Genomic DNA, 19,915 nt, shown 5'->3' with positions numbered 1-19,915 from the left:
GAATTTAACCGATTTTGAGCCTTCATTTTGTCATTTTGACCAATTGGAAATAAAAAGACCACTCGCACAGTCCAATAGCGAGCAGCCGTTAAATAATAGATAAGCTGGAGTAAAGCGCAAAGTGTGATACGAAGCATGTCCGGTTATCCCTGTGCTGTCTTGGGCAGTAAAAGGGTAACGGTGGTCCCTTCGCCAGGCTCGGAAGAAACTCTCAACGTTCCTCCTGCACCACGGGCACGCTCTTCCATACTGAACAATCCAACGCCATTGCCTGCGGTTGCTTCGCTGAATCCAGCACCTTGGTCTTCAATAATAACCATCGTCATGTTCTCAGCGTCTTCTATAGTAACACGTGCCTCGGCAACATCGGCATACTTTGCGACATTGGTTAAGGCTTCCTGAATAATTCGGTAGATGGCTATCTCCCGGTTCATTTCCAATCGTTTGCGCAAATTACATTCCAGATCAACTTCGATCCCGTAGTGACGGGTGTAATTCTCGATATACGTACGAATCGCCGGAACAACACCCAGGTCATCCAGAACGGATGGTCTCAGCTCCCATGCCATACCGCGTACATCTTCCATGATACCCGTGACCTGCTTACGAAGTGCTTCAACCCCGGGTTGAGGCTGGTCTGCCAGCAGTCGGTCCATCTGAATCACCAGAGAGAAGAGACTCTGTCCAATCCCGTCATGCAGTTCACGCGAGATCCGGCGTCGTTCCTCTTCCTGAATGTTCATCACTTGGGACATCATCTTTTGCAATTCGGCTTCGACGGATTTCAGCTTGGTGACCTCGCTGCGTACAGCCAGGTATTGATATGGCTCCCCGTCGTTATCAAGGAAAGGCACGATGGTGGTGTTGACCCAATAATGACTGCCATCTCTGGCACGATTGAGAATTTCCCCGTTCCATACCTTACCTGAGGATATCGTGTCCCACAGGTTTTTCATAAAGCCTTTGCCATGGTATCCGGAATTAATGATTCGATGATCCTTACCGATCAGTTCCTCGCGCTCATACTGCGAGATTTCACAGAATTTATCATTCACATACTGGATTTTACCCTTACGGTCTGTCAGGGCTACAATGGAGGATTCATCCAAGGCAAATTTCAGATCGCTCAGTTGATGCAGGGAACCTTTCAACCTGCTGCGAAATTCATCATCCGTAATATGATTATCAATTTCGTTCAGCAGGAGGCGTACGGGCTGGTCTGCGAGTCCACTTAGTCTGTTCTTGCGTGCACTACTCAAAGTTCAGCAACCCCTTTTTCATGGCGAACTTCACCAGTTCCGGGCGTGTACGCAGGCCAAGTTTCTCCATCAGATTGCTTTTGTGGGATTCGACCGTTTTGACACTGATGATCAGATGTTCGGCGATTTCCTTGTTGGCGTAGCCTTTGGCAATCCAGGACAAAATCTCTTTCTCCCGCTCGGATAACGTGTCATACGGTCCGGCGTTTTCCTGTTTGGCTTTGTCCAAGTATTCACTCATCAGCCGCTTGGTTGCACTGGGGTACAGATAAGCGCTACCCTCTGCTACGGAACGAATCGCAGCAAGCAATTCTTCATGCGGCGCACTTTTGAGTATATATCCAGATGCTCCGGCGTGGATGGCGCGGAACAGATATTCTTCATCGTCATGCATGGTTAGTATCAAGATGGAGACATCTGGCATCAATTTCTTCAATTCAGCGGTAGCGGTCAGACCGTCTTTGCCTGGTGGCATGCTGAAATCCATCAAGACCACATCTGGCTTCAACTCTTGAGCCTTGGCAATGGCTTCATCGCCATCTGCGGCATCTCCAACGATATGTATATCATTCTTTCCTTCAAGTAAGGCGATCAGCCCGGAACGTACGACAACATGGTCGTCTACAACTAATAGTTGAATCACATGATTTCCCCCTGTCCGCTTCCTTAGTTCTATCTATATCATAACAAAAAAAGAAGCCATTCAGAGCTTTAATCTCCGAATAGCTTCTTTCTCTCTAGTTCAAACTTTTATCCAAACACCTTCGGCTGAAGATGTAGAGCGATTTGCTCCGTCTGGCGTATTATGTCCGGTGAGAAGGTGCAAGGCAGTCTGCTGCCAACAAGCAGAACGGCACCAGGCACGCTTCCTTCCTGGAACACAGGTACCGCTATGGCACTTACCAGCCGCTCAGCAAGCATTAACGGGCAATGACCGGGTGTATGCTCCCCGGTGGATTGTGCATCAGATCGAGCTGTGCGCCCAGTCCGAAGGGCTGTGCCTACCAGATCTTGTCCGGGGCGCATTTCCATGCGTTTCACCCGTTCATTACTAGCCCCGGAGGTATACTTCCAGCGTAGCATCGTCCCGTTCAGACAGGCAAGTCCACAGAAGTCGCTGGATGTGTTCAGGCGCAGGCCGTCGATCATCTCCTGAATGCCAGATGGCAGTTCATCATGCATGAGAGGACACTTCCTTTTTCGAAATTATAACGTACGTAACCTGTAATTATTATCATTAACCTTTGAACAGGATCATCTTAAAGTAAGGGTATTACGATGTTAGTTCTATTGTAGACCCATTCACGAACATTGTAATTCAGGGAAAACCCCTATTTCCGTTCCATAATCTACTGAACCTGGGCAGTGAAGGACTCCTGAATCAGGTGCACCAAGGGATTGAAGAAATGCGAAGGATGAGGCATATCGGTGAAATGTGACTTTTCTCACAGCAAATTCAGGGAGTTTCTCGTCAAGGATCAGGTAATCCCCCGATAACCCTCGCGCTACTTTCGCGGTATGATGGATACATAAGGAATCACCGAGGGGGACGAAGGTTATGGGTACAGTATTTGTAGAAAGAACAACCCAAAGAGCAGAGCAGAAACAAACGGAGGCGGGCAAAATGACACGGGAAACAGGCGGAATCCTTTCGTTCGTTACATCTGAGCAATGGGACCTGATTGAAGCAAAAATGCAACCCAAACGGGTGAAGTCGGGATATAGTCTCTTTCTCGAAGGCGATGAAGCCGGATATCTGTACTACATTCGTTCGGGACGAGTGAAAATGACCAAGTCGACGGAGGATGGCAAGGAAATTATTTTATCCATTCAGCAAAGCGGCGATCTCATCGGTGAATTCGGTGGCATCGGTGGATTGAATCATAGCTACAGTGCAGAGATGGCGGAAAAAGGGGAACTGGCCATTATCTCGCTTAGCGATCTGGAAAGTATACTCAGCAAACATGGCGACCTTGCCTTGAAATTCTTGCAATGGATGGCACTGTCGCAGCGGATTACCCAGTCGAGATTCCGTGATTTGCTGCTCTATGGCAAGGCGGGTGCCCTCGCTTCGACACTGATCCGTGCCAGCAATTCGTATGGCAGGGTTACACCGGATGGTATTGTGCTGGACATGAAGCTGAACCATACCGATCTTGCCGAGATGATTGGAGCTACCCGGGAGAGCGTAACGCGGATGCTGGGGGCATGGAAGGAACAAGGTACGCTGGATATGATGGACGGCAAACTGATGATTCGGGATCTGGCAGCCTTGCGTTGTATGTGTGGATGTCCTACATTCCCGAGCTGTCCGGTAGAGCTGTGCCGACTGTAAATTAGTTTGTTCAGAGGCTTCACCTCCATTGGCGATTGGGGTCGTTACGGAGAATAATAAAAAGAGCTGGCATCCGTATAATCGGTGTCAGCTTTTTTGATTGATGTATGCGGAAAATTACATATGTAGCATTGGGTCTCCATTGGCCGTGCCATATTCACTGGCGAGAATCGAATAGATCACAGAGTCATGAAAGGAGCCTTTGTAGAACCAGTGCTCCCGTAATAGCCCTTCTCGCTGCATGCCGATCTTCTTCATGACATTCTCCGAAGCTGTGTTGTGCGGACGGCATTTGGCGTAAATCCGGTGAACGCCCAGTTCGTTGAAGCCAAAGCCTAGTAGAGCACTGGCTGCTTCGGCGGCATAACCTTTTCCTTGATAGGCGGGATTAAGGACGTAACCGATCTCTGCATTGGTTTTCTCCATCACGTGAATACCTACTCCGCCAAGGAGAGTTCCATCACTTTTCAAACATATCGCCAGTTCATAGCCTTCTCGTGGTTTTGTCTGCTGCATGTCCAACACAAACTGCACGTATGCTCGTGTATCTTCTTCGGTATTCGGCCCCCACGCTGTATGCTGAGTAACTTCCGGCACGGAAGTATAGGCATGAATCCTCTCCCAATCGGTCTCCCGAATCTCCCGGATGATGAGTCGTTCGGTCTCCAGTTGCATCATTGTTCACTCCTTCACGTTTGAGTAACTTTACTGTACATTGTACAACAAAAATAGCCCATAACAGATTCAACGAATGAATCGGTTATGAGCCATAATGTAGATCTATGATGTATGTGGAATGCTATTGTGGTTGTTTACATTGAACTGCGGGATAAGTATACGCCAGCTTACGGATAATTTCCTTTTGCCATCTCGTATCACCCAGGTTGGTTGCCAGGTTCAGAAGATCCAAATAATCGTCAAGCTGCAGATCAGCCTTTTGCAGAGTTGTATTCATTCGATGTTCGTTCCCCTTTATCTATAAAATCGTAAAATCATATGCAGTAGAAAGTTACAAAGAGACAAGTTCAAGAATGATAATCATTATCACGTTTATATATTCATTATGCAATGAACGTTGGTAAAATGCAATCCCAAGTCCGCAACGAATTCAACTTTTTTCTGAAAATAGGCTCATTAAAATGGAATTCTAATGATCATCAGTATGGGCCAATAGACTCAACTTCTAAACTTTTTCATAAACTTTACAAAAAGAAAGAGGAATTCAGCATATGAACCATTAAATTAAAGGAGGATAACCCATTATCAGGTAATTTGGAGGAGGAGAAAGGGAATATGAAAAAGGCGTTATGGCAGCACTGGATCGGGGCATTCCTGGTCTTTATCATGATGGCAACCGCACTGCTGGGGCCGGGTTCGCAAAGTCCGGTACAAGCTGCAGCACCACTTACGGTATCTCAGGCCATCGCTGCCCAGAGCGGTGGAGGCACAGCAACGGTTGAAGGAATCATTGTTGGACATGCTACCGGGTCGCTTACCGCGAAGTTTACATCTCCGTATGCCAATGATTTTAATGTTCTGATTGCGGATTCAGCGTCAGAGCGGACCAACGCCAGATTATTGGATGTACAGATTCCCTCATCTTTCCGTTCGCAATATGGATTGGCGTCCAACCCCAGTCTTGTAGGCAAAAAGATCATCGTAACCGGAACCTTAGGTGCCTACAACAGCTATGCAGGAGTCAAAAACCCAACGTCCATCACACTTTCCTCCGGAACAACCAATCCTGATCCAGAACCGAACCCGGGCACAACACTGCCGGATGGTACCGGCAAGAAAGTATTGTTCGATAATACCCACGCCCAGACAGCAGGTGCTGCCGACTGGATTATTGACGGGGCATTTTCGGATTTTGCCAATGGTTTGCGAAACGCAGGCTTTGCCGTGGATCAGCTGGAACGCAGCATCCCCTATACATTTGGTGAGCAAGCCATCACCTATAATAAATTGAAAGACTATCACGTCTTTGTCATTGGCGAAGCCAACGTGCCGTTCAAAGCGACTGAACAGGCTGCGCTGGTGCAGTACGTGCAGAACGGAGGGAGTATTTTCTTCATCTCCGACCACTATAATGCAGACCGCAACAAAAACCGCTGGGATTCTTCCGAAGTATTTAACGGCTATCGCCGCGGTGCCTTCCTGAATCCGGCCAAAGGCATGTCTTCGGCTGAAGCCGAATCACCAGCGATGCAGAGTGTGACGAGTTCAGATTGGCTCGCCACGAACTTTGGTGTTCGTTTCCGCTACAATGCACTCGGCGATGTGAACGCATCGGATATCGTTGCACCTGCACAATCCTTTGGCATTACGGCTGGTGTTAATTCTGTAGCCATGCATGCGGGATCGACCGTTGCGATTATAGACCCGAACAAGGCCAAAGGTTTGGTGTATGTACCAAGTGGTGTGTCCAAGTGGGGCAATGCCGTGGATCAGGGCGTATATAATGGTGGTGGACGAGCTGAAGGAGCCTATGCTGCCATTGCAAAGGTTGGTGCAGGCAAAGCCGCATTTATCGGCGACTCTTCACCTGTGGAAGATGCGACTCCGAAATATTTGCGTGAAGAGACTGGTGCTACCAAGAAGACCTATGATGGATTCAAAGAAGTGGATGATGCAACGTTCCTTGTGAATACCGTGAAATGGCTCGCGGTCAAAGAGAGCTACACCAGTCTGGCACAAGTGCCAGGACTGACATTGGATACGGCCACAAGCCTGCTTCCTATCGAAGCTCCGGCTGCATCAACCGAGCCGCAACTTGAGCCGTGGGCTGCACCTGCGGCAGGGTACAAATGGTATGACCCGACTACATTTAAGACAGGTTCATATGGCAAAGCTCAATAAGTAAGTAAAATAGACAGGACATCAAATCATTATGCGAATAGAGTCTGACCGTGGAGTTTTGCGGACAGGCTCTTTTTTTGCTTGTTATATCAGTTACAATGAAGCCCATGATTAGCTCCTACAGCCCTGCCATTGCATAAATATCTGCTACGGAGGGGAAGGTATGGGTACTAATGATGCGGCGTGAAGCCCAACCCAACCAGAGGAGGCGGCGAATGATGACTCGGCAAGCAGACTGTGACAGTTCCTCGATGAGGCAGAAGCTTAAGGCAGACCTCCATCGTGTAGCAGAACGTATGAATCTGACGTTATCCCGATTTGAAAATGACAGTGCCTGTCTGCTGGGGCAATTTGCAGAGATTCGAGCGGAGATCAAGCAGATCGAGGTGCTTGCCTCTTCGTTTTATCTGGATTGTTATCTGTCACCCTTTACCGAGAAGTTTGCTGAATTAACATCGAGCGTACAGCATCTGTCTGACCGGAGATATGGGGCGTTAATTGTGATTGAACGGGAGATACCGTTGGAGTCGATCATTCACTCAGGCGTGACTGTGGATGCAAGAGTGACGCATGCGTTGTTGGAATCGCTGTTTATTCCCGGTGCGCCACTTCATGACGGGGCTGTGTTGATTCGTGGCAATCAGATTGTATCCGCTGGTAATGTGCTGCCGTTGTCGCAAGCGGAAGTGCATGAACGAAAAATAGGCACCCGTCATCGGGCTGCGCTGGGACTCAGTGAATTGACGGACGCCGTTGTACTGGTTGTCTCCGAAGAGACGGGACAGGCTTCATTTGCTGTGGATGGCGATTTGCATCCAATTAATGTGGTTGAAACGCTCCCTTAAATGTGAACGATCAAGTGGCCTACTTGGGGCGATTAAGATGAGGCTGTTGAGGGAAGTGTACCTTTCTCCTGTAAGGGAGAGAGGTTTTTCTATTGATAGACGATAAAAATATAATCTAAAATTCGACAGCTTTGCTCCCGCCATATGAGAAACATCGATCGATGCTTCTCTGACATTGCGATGTGATTTTGCACAAACTGGGTATTCATGGGTACAATAGAGGATGGTCAATGAATAGAGAACAATGCGATTGGATCGCAAAAATGGTTGGAGGAGACGGTTAGCACATGAGTTGGTTTGAAGCAATGGAGCATCACGATTATGAGGAACTGGTTCTGTGCCAGGATCGAAATTCAGGGTTAAAAGCAATTATCGCCATACACGACACAACACTCGGCCCTGCGCTGGGAGGCACGCGGATGTGGACTTACGCTTCAGAAGAAGCAGCCATTGAAGATGCCCTGCGCCTTGCCCGTGGTATGACATATAAGAATGCGGTATCCGGCCTCAATCTGGGCGGTGGCAAAACCGTTATCATCGGAGATCCGCGGCGCGACAAAAACGAAGCGATGTTTCGGGCTTTTGGCCGATACATTCAAGGCTTAAACGGACGTTACATCACGGCCGAAGATGTGGGAACAACGGAAGAGGATATGAACCTGATCTATCAAGAAACCGATTATGTGACAGGCATCTCGGCGAGTTATGGTTCATCCGGTAATCCATCACCTGCAACGGCTTGGGGTGTATATCGTGGGATCAAGGCAGCAGCCAAAGAAGCATTTGGTACCGATCTGCTGGAGGGTAAAACGATAGCGGTCCAAGGTGTCGGCAATGTGGCGATGCATCTGTGCAAATATCTGTATGAGGAAGGTGCACATCTGATCGTTACGGATATCCATAAGGACGCGGTGAAACAGGCTGTGGACCGCTTCGGCGCGACAGCTGTTGATCCCGCAGACATCACTGGTGTGGAGTGTGATATCTATGCACCATGTGCACTGGGCGGCACGATTAATGACGATACGCTCAAAACACTCAAGACGAAGGTTGTAGCGGGCTGTGCCAACAACCAACTGCTGGAGACCCGTCATGGGGATCAGCTGTATGATATGGGCATCGTATATGCGCCTGACTATGTTATCAATGCAGGTGGCGTAATTAACATTGCGGATGAGTTGAACGGTTACAACGCGGATCGGGCGTGGAGCAAGATCGGAGAGATCTATTCCACTCTGGAGAAAATATTCGAAAGCTCACGTACCGAGGGCATCGCTACCTATGTTGCCGCAGATCGTCTGGCTGAGCGACGGATTGAACAGATGAAGAATACGCGCAGTACATTCTTGCAGAATGGTCATCACGCATTGAGTTCCCGGAGATTGCGCAAGTAAACTTAATAGAATCATAAAAAAACTTAAAACGGTCTGTTAGATAACGGCAACATTCATTCCCAAGATGGATAGTCGATCTGACAGGCCATTTTTTTATGTTGCTATCGGAATTTCGAAAAAAAGAAAACAGTGGCAATATCTGCCTAAACGATCAATTTCACTATGGATTTTTCCGATAATGTATTTACATCGTTTAGATGGAGATGGTTCAGGGAAGCGGGGAGAAGTCGGAATGGGAAAAACGGGGGAAAAGCAAGGAATAGGGTATAAGATCAAAAATATGTCACTTAAGATCAAGCTGCCAATCATGATCAGTGTACTGGTAGTTTTGGTTCTGCTCGGTGCAACGGCCACAAGTTATATGATTTCATCTGATGTTGTGGTCAAGAAAAGCAAGGATGAAATGAATGTGATGGCTGACCGCCTTGGGGAAGGGCTTTGGACAGCGATGCAGCTTCAGCAACAGATGAGTCATGCGATATCTGTACATAACACGTTCAAGGAACTCTTGCAGTTGCGTGATACAAACGAAATGACAGACGAAACTTTTTTTACGGATGAGAATCCATATTTCAACAGAGCAAATACGATTCTCACCGACAGTATATCCGACACGGTAGGCACCAAGCCGGACTTGTTCGTGTTTGACAAGGAAGGAACCATGGTGGCGGGGACCATGCCAGAAGTCATTGGGCAGTCACGGGGAGATCGGGAATATTTTAAGGAGTCCATACAGGGGAAATCCTTTATCAGTGACGCGGTTGTCTCTAAGACTGGCAAGAAGCTCATTATTGTATTCTCGGAGCCTATCACCGATGAACAGGGGAATATACTGGGGGTGTTCGCCATGTCGGTAGACAGCAGCTTTTTCCTGGGGCAACTGGGAGACATTAAAATCAATGCCCAAGGCAGAGTTGAAGTGCTGAGCCGGAGCGGCATCATCATGTATGATTCATTGGACCCTTCCATTGTGGGACAAACGCTGGAAGCGGACAAGGAAGCGATGGGAATCATCGAGGCCAGAGCCACTGACAAAGTGAAAATTACTTCGATGGATCGAGATAACATCTATTATCGCGTTAATCAGATTCCTGATGCAGATCTCTCCGTGGTCATTATTGACGATTATGATGATATCAAACGTCCATTAGAGGATATGCAGCGCCAGATGGTTATCGTGACATTGATCGGAATTGCTCTGGCTATTGGCGTAGGACTATTGATCTCTCGTAGTATTACGAGACCTATTGTTCGTCTGATCGGGCTGTTCCAACAGCTTGCTCAAGGGAATCTGACCGTCAAGGCCAATGGTAGATATAACAGTGAATTCAAGGATCTGGCGGAGAGCTTCAATGGCATGGTGGAGCAGAACAGAAACCTGATTACCGATATGAATAGTTCGATCCATGTTCTTCAAGCTAGCACTCAAGAATTGGAGGAGACATCCAGACAGACGGCAAGATCCATTGATGAGACGTCGGCGACGTCCATGGGCATCGCGAAGGCGATGGAGGCCCAATCCGAAGATACCGAGCAGATTGCAGGCAAATTCAACAGCTTCGGCGATAAAGTGGCTGCCATGAACAGCAGTGCCCAGGATGTGAAGGCGAGAGCAGATGAGATCGAAACGGTATTCCACAACGGGAATGAAGTCGTCAATGAACTGACGCGTATCAATGAGGTGAACGAACGGGAAGTGCAGAAAATCTCGGAGATTACCGTCAAACTGCAAACGAGTTCGGGCAGTATTAGTCAGATCACGGAAGCCATCAGCCAGATTGCGAAGCAGACCAATCTGCTTGCATTGAATGCTTCCATTGAAGCATCACGGGCAGGAGAACATGGCAGAGGGTTTGCAGTTGTAGCCGAAGAGATTCGTAATCTGGCAGAGCAGAGTTCGCGCCAGTCCAAGGAAATCTCCAGCATCATTGAGCAGAATCTGGCCGATGTAGCCGAGAACAACCAAAGTGTTGCAGAGATTCATACCATCTCCTCCAGACAGGATGAGCTTGTCTTGCAGACTCGTCAGGCGTTCGATATGATTCTGGAGAAAGTAACGGTAATCAATCGACAAATTGCCACGATGGCAGGACAGATGCAAGAGATGTTGCAGAACAAGGATGACGTACTGGAGTCAGCCCACAGTTTGTCCGCTTCAGGGGAGCAGGTATCTGCTTCGGTTGAAGAGGTAACGGCAACCATGATGGAGCAGTCTTCAACGGTGCAGCAGTTGGCGAACATGGTCGATACGATTGATCAATTGACGCAAAAACTGGCCGAATCGGCTGCGCGATTCAAGGTGGAGTAAGCGTTAGTTGAATAGGTATAGAGGGAAGGAAGGCAAAAGGCACTCTGTATGAGTGCCTTTTGCTTTGTTTTTTATGATCTCGATCAATGTGCTCTAGTCCATTTAGTAATCAAGAAGATCAGCGGTTGAAAGAGGGGGACTGAGTTACCTATATCAAAACGTAATGCACTTCTGATTCAGCAGCTTCATGAATTGATCCAGCGCACTGCTGACATACCGATCCTCACCGCGGACAAAGGTAGTCGTGGTATGGGTAAAACGATCTGCCAGATCAAATACGGAGAAACCATCCGGTTTCTTGTGAATAACGTTGCACGGCATAATGGTAAAAGCAATTCCAGACTCCACACAGCTAAGCAGGTTTTCCATCGTACTCACTTCGATGATATTACGAGCGGACAGCCCCTCTTCCTGCAAAAATTCTTCGGTCATTTCACGATAAGGGCAGCCCTCGGGGAAAACAACCCATGATACTTGGCACAGACTTTCAGGTGATGTATCCATCTTCTTGGAGATGATATGAACCGTGTCCTGCATCTCATATTCCACCTTCAGACCCTCCTTCACACAAGCCCCGCTGATAAAAGCGCCATCAATCTCATCGTCCTGTATTTTCTTGCGCAGTACTTTGGGTGAAGTGGCGTTGACGAGTGAGATGGACACCTTCGGGTAGGTTATCTGATATTCATTCAGAATCTCCATAAAGCGGCTGGATGCCGCCGTTTCCACAATGCCGATTTTCAGCGTGCCGGAAGGCTCACCGGGATCGGTCATATCCTGCTTCAGATCGTGCAAAAGGTTGTGAATCTGTGTGGCGTACTGGACGAACTGTTCTCCTTTGGAGGTCAGTACAACACCTTTGGGAAATCGGTTGAACAACTGGATTTGATATTCCTGCTCCAGTTTTTTGATGCGCGTAGTGACATTGGATTGCGCGTAATTCAGTTCTTTGGCGGCCTGTGAGATTTTGCCTGAACGTGCCACCGCGAGAACAATATCGATATCGGAAAGCTCCATTTGTATCCTCCTGAACGTGGATTACCTTCAATTAATTCGGCAGATGGTGATGTTAGGTATCTCTCTGAGAGATACAACTATATATTTCAATCATTTTACGATATATCGGAGCCGCCGTACAATATCCTTAATGACAAAGAGAGTAGGGATATGACATGGATAACATGAATACACGTTCAAGAACATTATTAAGCCCGGTAACGATTCATCAGTGGCAATTAAGGAACCGAATTGTGATGGCACCGTTGACCCGGGGATTTGCTGATGATCAGGAGGGGACCGTGACGGATGAGATGGTGGCGTATTATGAGCAGCGTGCGCGAGATGGTGTGGGGCTGATCATTACCGAGGGCATTAACCCGAATCTGGCAGGCAAAGGCACTTATGGCATCCCCGGCTTATATACAGATGAACAGACGACTTCTTGGAAAAGGGTAACGAATGCTGTTCACAGACATGGCGGCACTATTATTGCTCAACTGTGGCATGTCGGCAGGTTGTCGCACTCCGATCTGATCGGAACCTCTCCAGTGGCACCTTCCAGCCTTGCGGCAGAGGGAAGAGTGCATAAGCTGCATAAGCCGTATCAGGTTCCTCAAGCGATGAGTGCACAGGATATAGCGGATACCATTCAGCATTTTCAGACGGCCGCCCGCAATGCGGTTCTGGCAGGGTTTGACGGGATCGAGCTGCATGCTGCGCATGGGTATCTGATCGACCAGTTTATTAATGAGAAGACTAACCACAGAACAGATGAATACGGAGGAGATACTGAGGGTAGATTGCGGTTCCTGCGGGATATTATTGTGGCTGTGAAAAAAGAGATCCCTGTGGATCGCATATCGGTACGATTCTCTGAGAAAAAGGATGATGATGCATCCTATGCATGGGCAGACAAAGCTAGAGTGATCGATGCATATCTGAACTTGTTCCGCGAGGCGGGAATTACAATCTTGCATCCCTCAACAGACCATTATGTGAAAGCATGGGAAGGGGAGCAGACCTTTCACGAGCGGATTCGAAGTCGGTGGGATGGAATCATCATTGGTGTGGGGGATTTGGATGTTCAAACCGCAGAGCACGCGATTGGTGAGGGAAGCATAGATCTGGCTGCGTTCGGCAGACCGTTTATCGCCAATCCAGATCTGGTGCGTAAATTGAATGCTGGTGAGCGATTGGTCGAGTATGATGCGACTACGCATCTGCCCGTGTTGGTGTAAAAGAGAAACCGAGTAAGAGAAGAAATCGAAAAAAGGAAAGAGCACTACTGACATACTGTTGGCAAGAGCGACCTTGTATGATCAAGATATACAAATACTAAGGAGGACATTACATTATGCCAGTAATCGGACCGGATTTCATTTCACTTCAAGTGAGCAATCTTGAAGGCTCTGCCGAATTTTATCAAAACTATCTTGGCCTGGTACGCTCACAGGCGGGACCACCTCATGCGGTGGTCTTTGACACCAAGCCGATTGCATTTGCTCTACGTGACCTATTGCCAGGAACAGAACTCGGTTCAGGTGCTCAGCCAGGACTTGGTGTCGCTCTGTGGCTTCATGCTCCTGATACGCAAGACATCCACGACAAGCTTGTTGCAGCAGGCGTAAAGATTACATCTGCACCAATAGATGGACCATTCGGACGAACCTTTACATTTGCCGACCCAGACGGGTACCAAGTTACCCTTCACAGTAAAGCCTAATACGTAGTTGAATCCATCTTAATAACAGTGATACCTTCCTGTCACAGGGAGCCAAGTGAGTATTACAACAATAAGGGCAGAGCTAATCTTGATGATTAGCTCTGCCCTTATTCCGTTATTCGAATTCAGCGATATATTCATTCTATTCATTGCTGACAACGGCCGCTTTCTTTTCCGTAAAGTAATACACCAAAGCGAGCAGCGGCATGATCAGGCCAATCAGCGTTGTGAGACTCCATCCTCCGTTAGCATAAGACCAGCTTCCAAGGGATGAACCAATCGCACCGCCGACAAAAAAGATTGACATGAATATGCCGTTTACCCGTCCTCTTGCTTCACTTCCTAACGAATAGATGATGCGTTGACCCAGCACCAGATTTCCCGAGACAGCCATATCCAATGTGATCGCCACGATAACAAGCAGGATCAATGCAAACGTGGAGTGGCTCTGGAACACATAAGCAAGACCGAATGAAGCAGCAGCGATCACCATGGCAGCACCCGTCAGAATACGCGTTAGTCCGCGATCAGCCAATCTTCCTGCAATAGGAGCGGCAATAGCACCTCCGACACCAGCCAGTGCGAACCAGGCAATTCCTTGCTGTGACATATCAAAATCGTTAGCCAGTCTGAGCGGAACCGTGGTCCAGAACAAGCTGAAAGCACCAAACAGACTTGCCTGATAGAACGCCCGGCGGCGCAGCAGCGGCATCGTTCTGAACAGTGTGCCCAAGGACACGATTAATTGCCCGTATTTCAAGGTGGGTTCAGGCTGGCGAGCAGGAAGAGCACCTGATAGGAGCAACATGAGAAGTGTTATGACAATGGCGGAGAATACAAAGACCGTCTGCCATCCGAAGAGGCTGGTGATAAAGCTTGCGACAGGACGAGCCAGCATGATGCCCAGCAGCAGACCACTCATGACATTGCCAACAACCCGTCCGCGCTGTTCCTCGGAAGTAAGATATGTCGCATAGGGCACCAGAATTTGAGCGACCACAGAACCTATACCAATGAACAGAGAGGCAGTCAGAAATACAACAGCAGTGGGCGAGAAAGCCGCAGCAATCAGGGCAACAACCAGTACGATGAGGAAAAGAACGACCAAGCGTCGATTCTCGGTAATGTCACTGAGCGGCACGATAAACAGCAAACCAATGACATAACCAATCTGAGTCAACGTTACGATCAATCCGGCAGCGGCAGAAGACAGACCCGTTGTCATGCTGATCGGACCGATAACGGTCTGAGCATAATACAGATTTGCCACGATCAATCCACAAGCTGATGCCAGCAAAAAAATAATCCAGGTGGGTACAGGTGCCTTCTTCACTTGTTGTCTCATATCCATCATAATCATCCTCCACAGTTCTAAATTGGTATTCCCAATAAACAGGTGATATTTAAAAAAGTTAATTACTAAACGGAGTGTTCACTAATTACAAATATATAATAAACTAAACGTATAGTATTGTAAATAGGCTCTACATATTTTAATGAGAATATTTATGAGGATGAAAAGGTGAGCCGAGGATGGAATTGTGTGTACTCATGGCAATTTAGTATAATGAACGTATCGTTTTTATGAATATTACTGATGATTAAATATATTTTATACACCCAGGAGGGCTTAAGATGACTGCCAAAAGAGGACGTCCACGTAACATGGAAACCCAGAATGCCATTCTTACAGCATCGTATGCGTTGTTGTTGGAGCAAGGATTCGGGGCAGTTACGATCGAGAAGATCGCTGAACGTGCACAGGTGAGCAAAGCCACTATCTATAAATGGTGGCCGAATAAAGGCGCAGTCATCATGGACGGATATATGTCTGCGGCAACAGCAAGATTACCAGTACCGGATACAGGTTCGGTATTGGAGGATATACGCATACATGCGAGTAATCTGGTTCGTTTTTTGACCAGTCGGGAAGGAAAAGTGATTACACAGATTATTGGGGAAGGGCAGTCGGATGAAGGGCTTGCCGAAGAATACCGTACAAGATACATCCAACCACGTCGACGTGAAGCTCGGGGAATTCTGGAGAAGGGTGTGGAGCGCGGCGAATTAAAGAGTGGGACAGACATTGGATTATACATCGATCTGATCTATGGGCCGGTGTTCTATCGTATGTTAGTGACGGGGGAAGCGATGGATGATGCGTTTGTAGATCTGATGCTCCGTTCATTGTTGGAAGGCATTCAGTCCAAGTAGATATAGGGATAGTCACGATACAAGTGGGAGGAAGAGGGAAGAGGGCGATTCGTAGGAATCACCCATGTCCATAAGCGGCATGATAGTCCAGAATTTTCTCAATGATCTGCTCCGGACTGCCGATTAACGCAGGACCTCGTGCAATGTTATCCTCCAGATATCGGTGAAGGGCGACTGATTATGCTGTGCGGCAGCGGTGGCATGGAACGCTTCATAATATGGCATGGTCACTCCATCAAGCGGAGGGCGATACGTTCCCTGCCAGGGTACATTCTCTTCAGACCACAGCCGTCTTAGCAAATGATAGCGTTCATCGAGTGAGTCCCATTGTTCCTCTTCGCGTATGCCAAACAGCGGATAGTGCCGAGGGTCATTGCCTTTCCCGATGATCAGCTCCAGCCGTCCGCCCGATAATTGATCCAACGTAGCATAATCCTCGGCAACCCGGACTGGATCAAGTATACTAAGAACAGTGACGGTGGTTAGTAACCGAATGCGTGTGGTTGCTGAGTTGTCAGAGCTTCCCCGGTTACGGCATTAGGCAGATTCATCATGAGACTAAACAAGGCAAATTTCATCTGACCTTCTCCTCGAACTGAATTGATAGTATCTGTGTCGTATAATCCCATTGAAATAGTAGGATATGTAAGTTGAATTAAATGTATCACGTTCTCACGGATTCTTCTAATGGATTTTTTCTATAAGCAGGAACAGCGAGGCCTCCTTGCATAAATGTGAAGGGAATTGCCACGATTTTTATTGACCGCTGTAAAATTTAGGATTAAAATTGTGCTTATCATATAAATTCAAAATTATGGATTTTCATTGTGGAGGTGGGATACATGGAACCTACAACTACGATACGCTCATATATTGAGGACTACATCAGGAAACAGGGGTACACCCTGCAGTATTTTGCCGATATATCGGGAGTTAACGCTGGAACGCTTAGCGCAATTATTAAGGGGACTCGGCCCATCGCTATGGCGCAACTGGATCTGATTACCCAAGGCATGAAGCTGGAAGAGGGGTATTTCTACGAGATTTATGGGGCTGAATGTTTCGTGGAATCGGCACCTCATTGGAGGAGACTGGAACCATTCCTGCAACGCTGTGCTGAATTGGACAAGCTGGAATGTATTCATAAGGTTATCCAGGAAGTGACGGATGATCGCTCGTATATCTCGGAGTTGTTCGAAATGGCCGAAGGCATGCTTGAACGTGGACAGACGAAGGCTGCACGGATGTTGTACGAATGTGTGGCGGAGTGTGAGAAATATCAACATTCGGAACGTCTGGCTCTGTGTCAGTATCGCATCTTCACGTTGTCTCTAGGTCAGGACCAGCATGAGAATCTTCGTGCAGCCGTACATTTTGAACCATATATTAATCGGCTGGATGAGGAACGGCAACTGGATGCGATTAAGGATTTGGCGAATACGTATGCTTCACTTCGATATCGGGACAAGGCTTTTGATCTGGCTGAAGAATTAGATCAGAAAACAAAAATTTTACAATCGTATACAAAGAAGAAAATAGATAAAAGCGATAGACTTACTGCCTATCCTTTATTCGTATATAGAGCTTATTCCAATTTGCTTAAATCATCGGCATGTGAGAAGCAGGGACGTTATGAAGAAGCTTTGCTCTATACAGAAGTCTATGCCAAGCTTGCTAAAGTCTCTGAACCGGATGAAGAGGATCAGATTTTTATTGATAAATTTGCTGGTTGGGCGGAAGCCAATACTTATTTATATAAATTGATGATGGGTGATCAAAACGTTTTACCTGCATATGTGGAATTTATTGAAAGAAATGAAGAGGAAATTTTACCTGCGATAATTAATATTTTGGAGGTAGCTAATAAGTTTGATCAAAATATTGATGATATTTTGAATAGGTTCAGCGATCGAATTAACTCGGAAATTAACTGTTTAAAAGGGTACACTGAGCAGATGAAAAATGAAATTTATGCAGCATTCTTGTTGGAACGTTCTCTCTATCACTTAAATCGCCATGAATATCCAGAGGGTTTGAAGCAACTTATGCACTGTCTGAGAGAGTCTGTACGATTTAACAATCAAACAGATATCATTCATTGTATTTCCCTGTATGAGAAGTACAAAAACATGGGTACGGCTGAAATCGAGCATCAGTACAAACTTATCATGATGGAGGTTCAGAAATCTTATGAAAAAAAAGAAGATCTTCTATGTAATCTTGCTTAGCATAATGATTATTAATATAAATCAATTAGTTAATTTGGATAGTGATGTTATTACACAAATAATGTCTGTAACGCATGGAGAAGGAAGACTATAACAGAAAAGATATTTCAAAAAGGTTTACTTTCAAGTAACGAGAGTAAGCTTTTTTGTATTTTCATAGATCGACCGATGTAAAATACAGGATTAAAATAACATTTATTATATGTAATTGAATTATAAGTGATTCGAATGACGGAGGTGAGACAGTGGAATCGGTACGTAAAGTAAGAGTATATATTGAGAAATACATGAGAGATAACGATCTCAAGTTGCAGCACTTTTCCGATATTACTGGAATTAACGTTGGGACATTAAGTGCCATTCTTAAAGGCAGCAGGCCGATGTCTATGAACCAACTAAATCAGATCACTTCTGTAATGGAATTAGAAAAAGGTTTTTTTTATGAAAGTTACGGGCTAGAGTCCTTCATTGAATCTGCGCCCCACTGGAGACGTTTGGAACCATACCTATACGAGTGTGCAGAACTTGGTAAGCTGGATTGTATACAACAAGTTATCACGCATGTGACGGACGATCGATCATATATAGAAGAGTTATTTGATGTAGCTGAGAGCTTTTTTGCTAGAGGATTAAAAGAAGCAGCTCTTATTCTGTATGAATGTGTGGCAGACTGTGAGAAATATCAACACTCGGAGCGGCTGGCCCTTTGTCAGTACCGTATTTTCCTGCTTCATAAAACACTGAATAAACTCATTAACATGAATGCCGCAGTAAAGTTTGAATCCTATATTGATAAATTGAATGAGGAAATGCAACTGGATGCGCTTAAAGATTTAGCTAACCTGTATAGCACAATGAATCTGTGGGATAAGGTTTTTGAGTTGGCTGAGGAGTCGATACGAAGAACTGACTTACAAATTCATCTTCAATCCTTAAGAAGGAAAAGGAAACCTAGAGTTGCTTTTTATCCTCTTTTCACTTATAAAGCTTATGCCATTCTGCACAAGGCACATGTATCTGGAGAATGTAGGCAATATATAGAAGCTTTAGAGTACACAGATATTTATGAGGATATATAGTGAACAATGTTAAAGATCCAACTGGAGAAGAACAAGAACTAATAGGACTGTTCAAGGGTTGGGCGGAGGGAAATCGATATTTGTACAAGATACTATCAGGTGATTTTGAGTTCCTGAATAATTATCTGGATTACCTAGATGCTAATCATGAGGAAATCTCAACAGCATTCGTATATATTATACAAGCTGCCAATCAGTACTCTTACAATATTGACTACACACTGAATAGATTCAAAAATCAGATAAACGAGATTAGAACAAAGAAATATGTAAAAGTAAAAGGAGCATATAACGAACAGGCATCAAATTTTAGATATATACGCTTATTCTACGAATTAGCAAAATATGGATTGAATAAAAACCAGATTGATCAAGGGATTGATGATCTAATCACTAGTCTACAACGGTGTGTCTCAAGTAACGATGACATGATGTGTATCAAATGCATTGATTTGTACGGAATATACAGAAATTTCGCTAGTAAGACCCAGGAAGAGCAGTATACAAAACTAATAGATAAGTTAAGTGTACCAACTTTTCGATAGTATAACATCTGGGGAGGACGATGAAGACAATGTCCAATATACGTTCCTATATTGAAGATTACTTGAAGAGTAAGGGATATAAGCTACAGCAATTTTCAGAAAATTACTGACATTAATGTGGGTACGT

At 46.1% G+C, this 19,915-nt stretch carries 18 protein-coding genes and 1 pseudogene; 11 read left to right on the top strand and 8 right to left on the bottom strand.

What is annotated here, in order from left to right; translation table 11 throughout:
• Nucleotides 1-143 precede the first annotated feature (143 nt).
• From AC6CIF_RS20520 to AC6CIF_RS20510, 3 genes are all read right to left on the bottom strand, one after another.
• A complete protein-coding gene (locus AC6CIF_RS20520; RefSeq protein WP_498201349.1) occupies nucleotides 144-1,259 on the bottom strand; it encodes a PAS domain-containing sensor histidine kinase in 1,116 nt (371 codons plus the stop codon).
• Entirely contained in the window at nucleotides 1,252-1,902 is a 651-nt protein-coding gene (locus tag AC6CIF_RS20515) for a response regulator (protein ID WP_017691068.1), read from the bottom strand. The genes AC6CIF_RS20520 and AC6CIF_RS20515 overlap by 8 nt, the downstream gene beginning before the upstream one ends.
• Before the next feature lie 107 nt (nucleotides 1,903-2,009).
• On the bottom strand, nucleotides 2,010-2,441 hold the full coding sequence (locus tag AC6CIF_RS20510; RefSeq protein WP_498201348.1) for a GAF domain-containing protein: 432 nt from the start codon (nucleotides 2,439-2,441) through the stop codon (nucleotides 2,010-2,012).
• A 376-nt stretch (nucleotides 2,442-2,817) separates the two neighbouring features.
• On the opposite strand from AC6CIF_RS20510, the gene AC6CIF_RS20505 reads away from it, so the two are divergent.
• Nucleotides 2,818-3,594 (top strand): Crp/Fnr family transcriptional regulator, encoded by a 777-nt coding sequence (locus tag AC6CIF_RS20505; protein ID WP_339311836.1) that lies wholly within the window; start codon nucleotides 2,818-2,820, stop codon nucleotides 3,592-3,594.
• 117 nt (nucleotides 3,595-3,711) lie between these two features.
• Here AC6CIF_RS20505 and AC6CIF_RS20500 read toward each other — a convergent pair whose 3' ends face one another.
• Both AC6CIF_RS20500 and AC6CIF_RS20495 read right to left on the bottom strand, forming a co-directional pair.
• A complete protein-coding gene (locus AC6CIF_RS20500; protein WP_498201381.1) occupies nucleotides 3,712-4,269 on the bottom strand; it encodes a GNAT family N-acetyltransferase in 558 nt (185 codons plus the stop codon).
• A gap of 124 nt (nucleotides 4,270-4,393) precedes the next feature.
• A complete protein-coding gene (locus AC6CIF_RS20495; protein ID WP_017691064.1) occupies nucleotides 4,394-4,549 on the bottom strand; it encodes a hypothetical protein in 156 nt (51 codons plus the stop codon).
• Between the two features lie 389 nt (nucleotides 4,550-4,938).
• On the opposite strand from AC6CIF_RS20495, the gene AC6CIF_RS20490 reads away from it, so the two are divergent.
• From AC6CIF_RS20490 to AC6CIF_RS20475, 4 genes are all read left to right on the top strand, one after another.
• Complete coding sequence (locus AC6CIF_RS20490; RefSeq protein ID WP_498201380.1) at nucleotides 4,939-6,453, top strand: DUF6359 domain-containing protein; 1,515 nt, start codon at nucleotides 4,939-4,941, stop codon at nucleotides 6,451-6,453.
• Between the two features lie 215 nt (nucleotides 6,454-6,668).
• Nucleotides 6,669-7,298, top strand: a complete 630-nt coding sequence (cdaS, locus tag AC6CIF_RS20485) for a sporulation-specific diadenylate cyclase CdaS (protein ID WP_498201347.1) — start codon at nucleotides 6,669-6,671, stop codon at nucleotides 7,296-7,298.
• Nucleotides 7,299-7,585: 287 nt separating this feature from the next.
• Complete coding sequence (locus AC6CIF_RS20480) at nucleotides 7,586-8,692, top strand: Glu/Leu/Phe/Val family dehydrogenase (protein WP_498201346.1); 1,107 nt, start codon at nucleotides 7,586-7,588, stop codon at nucleotides 8,690-8,692.
• Between the two features lie 232 nt (nucleotides 8,693-8,924).
• Entirely contained in the window at nucleotides 8,925-11,000 is a 2,076-nt protein-coding gene (locus AC6CIF_RS20475) for a methyl-accepting chemotaxis protein (RefSeq protein ID WP_498201345.1), read from the top strand.
• Between the two features lie 153 nt (nucleotides 11,001-11,153).
• Here the strand turns inward: AC6CIF_RS20475 and AC6CIF_RS20470 are convergent, their stop codons facing one another.
• Nucleotides 11,154-12,017 (bottom strand): LysR family transcriptional regulator, encoded by an 864-nt coding sequence (locus AC6CIF_RS20470; RefSeq protein ID WP_076216541.1) that lies wholly within the window; start codon nucleotides 12,015-12,017, stop codon nucleotides 11,154-11,156.
• Nucleotides 12,018-12,172: 155 nt separating this feature from the next.
• On the opposite strand from AC6CIF_RS20470, the gene AC6CIF_RS20465 reads away from it, so the two are divergent.
• Nucleotides 12,173-13,237, top strand: a complete 1,065-nt coding sequence (locus AC6CIF_RS20465) for an oxidoreductase (RefSeq protein ID WP_498201344.1) — start codon at nucleotides 12,173-12,175, stop codon at nucleotides 13,235-13,237.
• 116 nt (nucleotides 13,238-13,353) lie between these two features.
• Nucleotides 13,354-13,722: a VOC family protein gene (locus tag AC6CIF_RS20460; RefSeq protein WP_498201343.1), complete on the top strand. Its 369-nt coding sequence runs from the start codon at nucleotides 13,354-13,356 to the stop codon at nucleotides 13,720-13,722.
• Nucleotides 13,723-13,864: 142 nt separating this feature from the next.
• Here the strand turns inward: AC6CIF_RS20460 and AC6CIF_RS20455 are convergent, their stop codons facing one another.
• Nucleotides 13,865-15,076: an MFS transporter gene (locus AC6CIF_RS20455; RefSeq protein WP_498201342.1), complete on the bottom strand. Its 1,212-nt coding sequence runs from the start codon at nucleotides 15,074-15,076 to the stop codon at nucleotides 13,865-13,867.
• Nucleotides 15,077-15,357: 281 nt separating this feature from the next.
• On the opposite strand from AC6CIF_RS20455, the gene AC6CIF_RS20450 reads away from it, so the two are divergent.
• Nucleotides 15,358-15,936: a TetR/AcrR family transcriptional regulator gene (locus AC6CIF_RS20450; protein WP_498201341.1), complete on the top strand. Its 579-nt coding sequence runs from the start codon at nucleotides 15,358-15,360 to the stop codon at nucleotides 15,934-15,936.
• Between the two features lie 64 nt (nucleotides 15,937-16,000).
• Here AC6CIF_RS20450 and AC6CIF_RS20445 read toward each other — a convergent pair.
• Nucleotides 16,001-16,514, bottom strand: a pseudogene (locus AC6CIF_RS20445) (LLM class flavin-dependent oxidoreductase); the annotation flags it as partial.
• A 264-nt stretch (nucleotides 16,515-16,778) separates the two neighbouring features.
• On the opposite strand from AC6CIF_RS20445, the gene AC6CIF_RS20440 reads away from it, so the two are divergent.
• The 3 genes from AC6CIF_RS20440 (at nucleotide 16,779) to AC6CIF_RS20430 (ending at nucleotide 19,788) form a co-directional block, all read left to right on the top strand.
• Nucleotides 16,779-18,164 carry a transcriptional regulator gene (locus AC6CIF_RS20440; protein ID WP_498201340.1) on the top strand — a complete coding sequence of 462 codons (1,386 nt, stop codon included), beginning with the start codon at nucleotides 16,779-16,781 and terminating at the stop codon, nucleotides 18,162-18,164.
• A 245-nt stretch (nucleotides 18,165-18,409) separates the two neighbouring features.
• Nucleotides 18,410-19,243 (top strand): hypothetical protein, encoded by an 834-nt coding sequence (locus AC6CIF_RS20435; protein WP_498201339.1) that lies wholly within the window; start codon nucleotides 18,410-18,412, stop codon nucleotides 19,241-19,243.
• Nucleotides 19,243-19,788 carry a hypothetical protein gene (locus tag AC6CIF_RS20430; RefSeq protein ID WP_498201338.1) on the top strand — a complete coding sequence of 182 codons (546 nt, stop codon included), beginning with the start codon at nucleotides 19,243-19,245 and terminating at the stop codon, nucleotides 19,786-19,788. Before AC6CIF_RS20435 ends, AC6CIF_RS20430 begins: the two co-directional genes overlap by 1 nt.
• Nucleotides 19,789-19,915 lie beyond the last annotated feature (127 nt).

This window comes from Paenibacillus sp. GQ49 (assembly GCF_059759055.1).
Note: the sequence above shows the minus strand (reverse complement) of the source record. Positions and strands in the feature narration are given on the sequence as shown.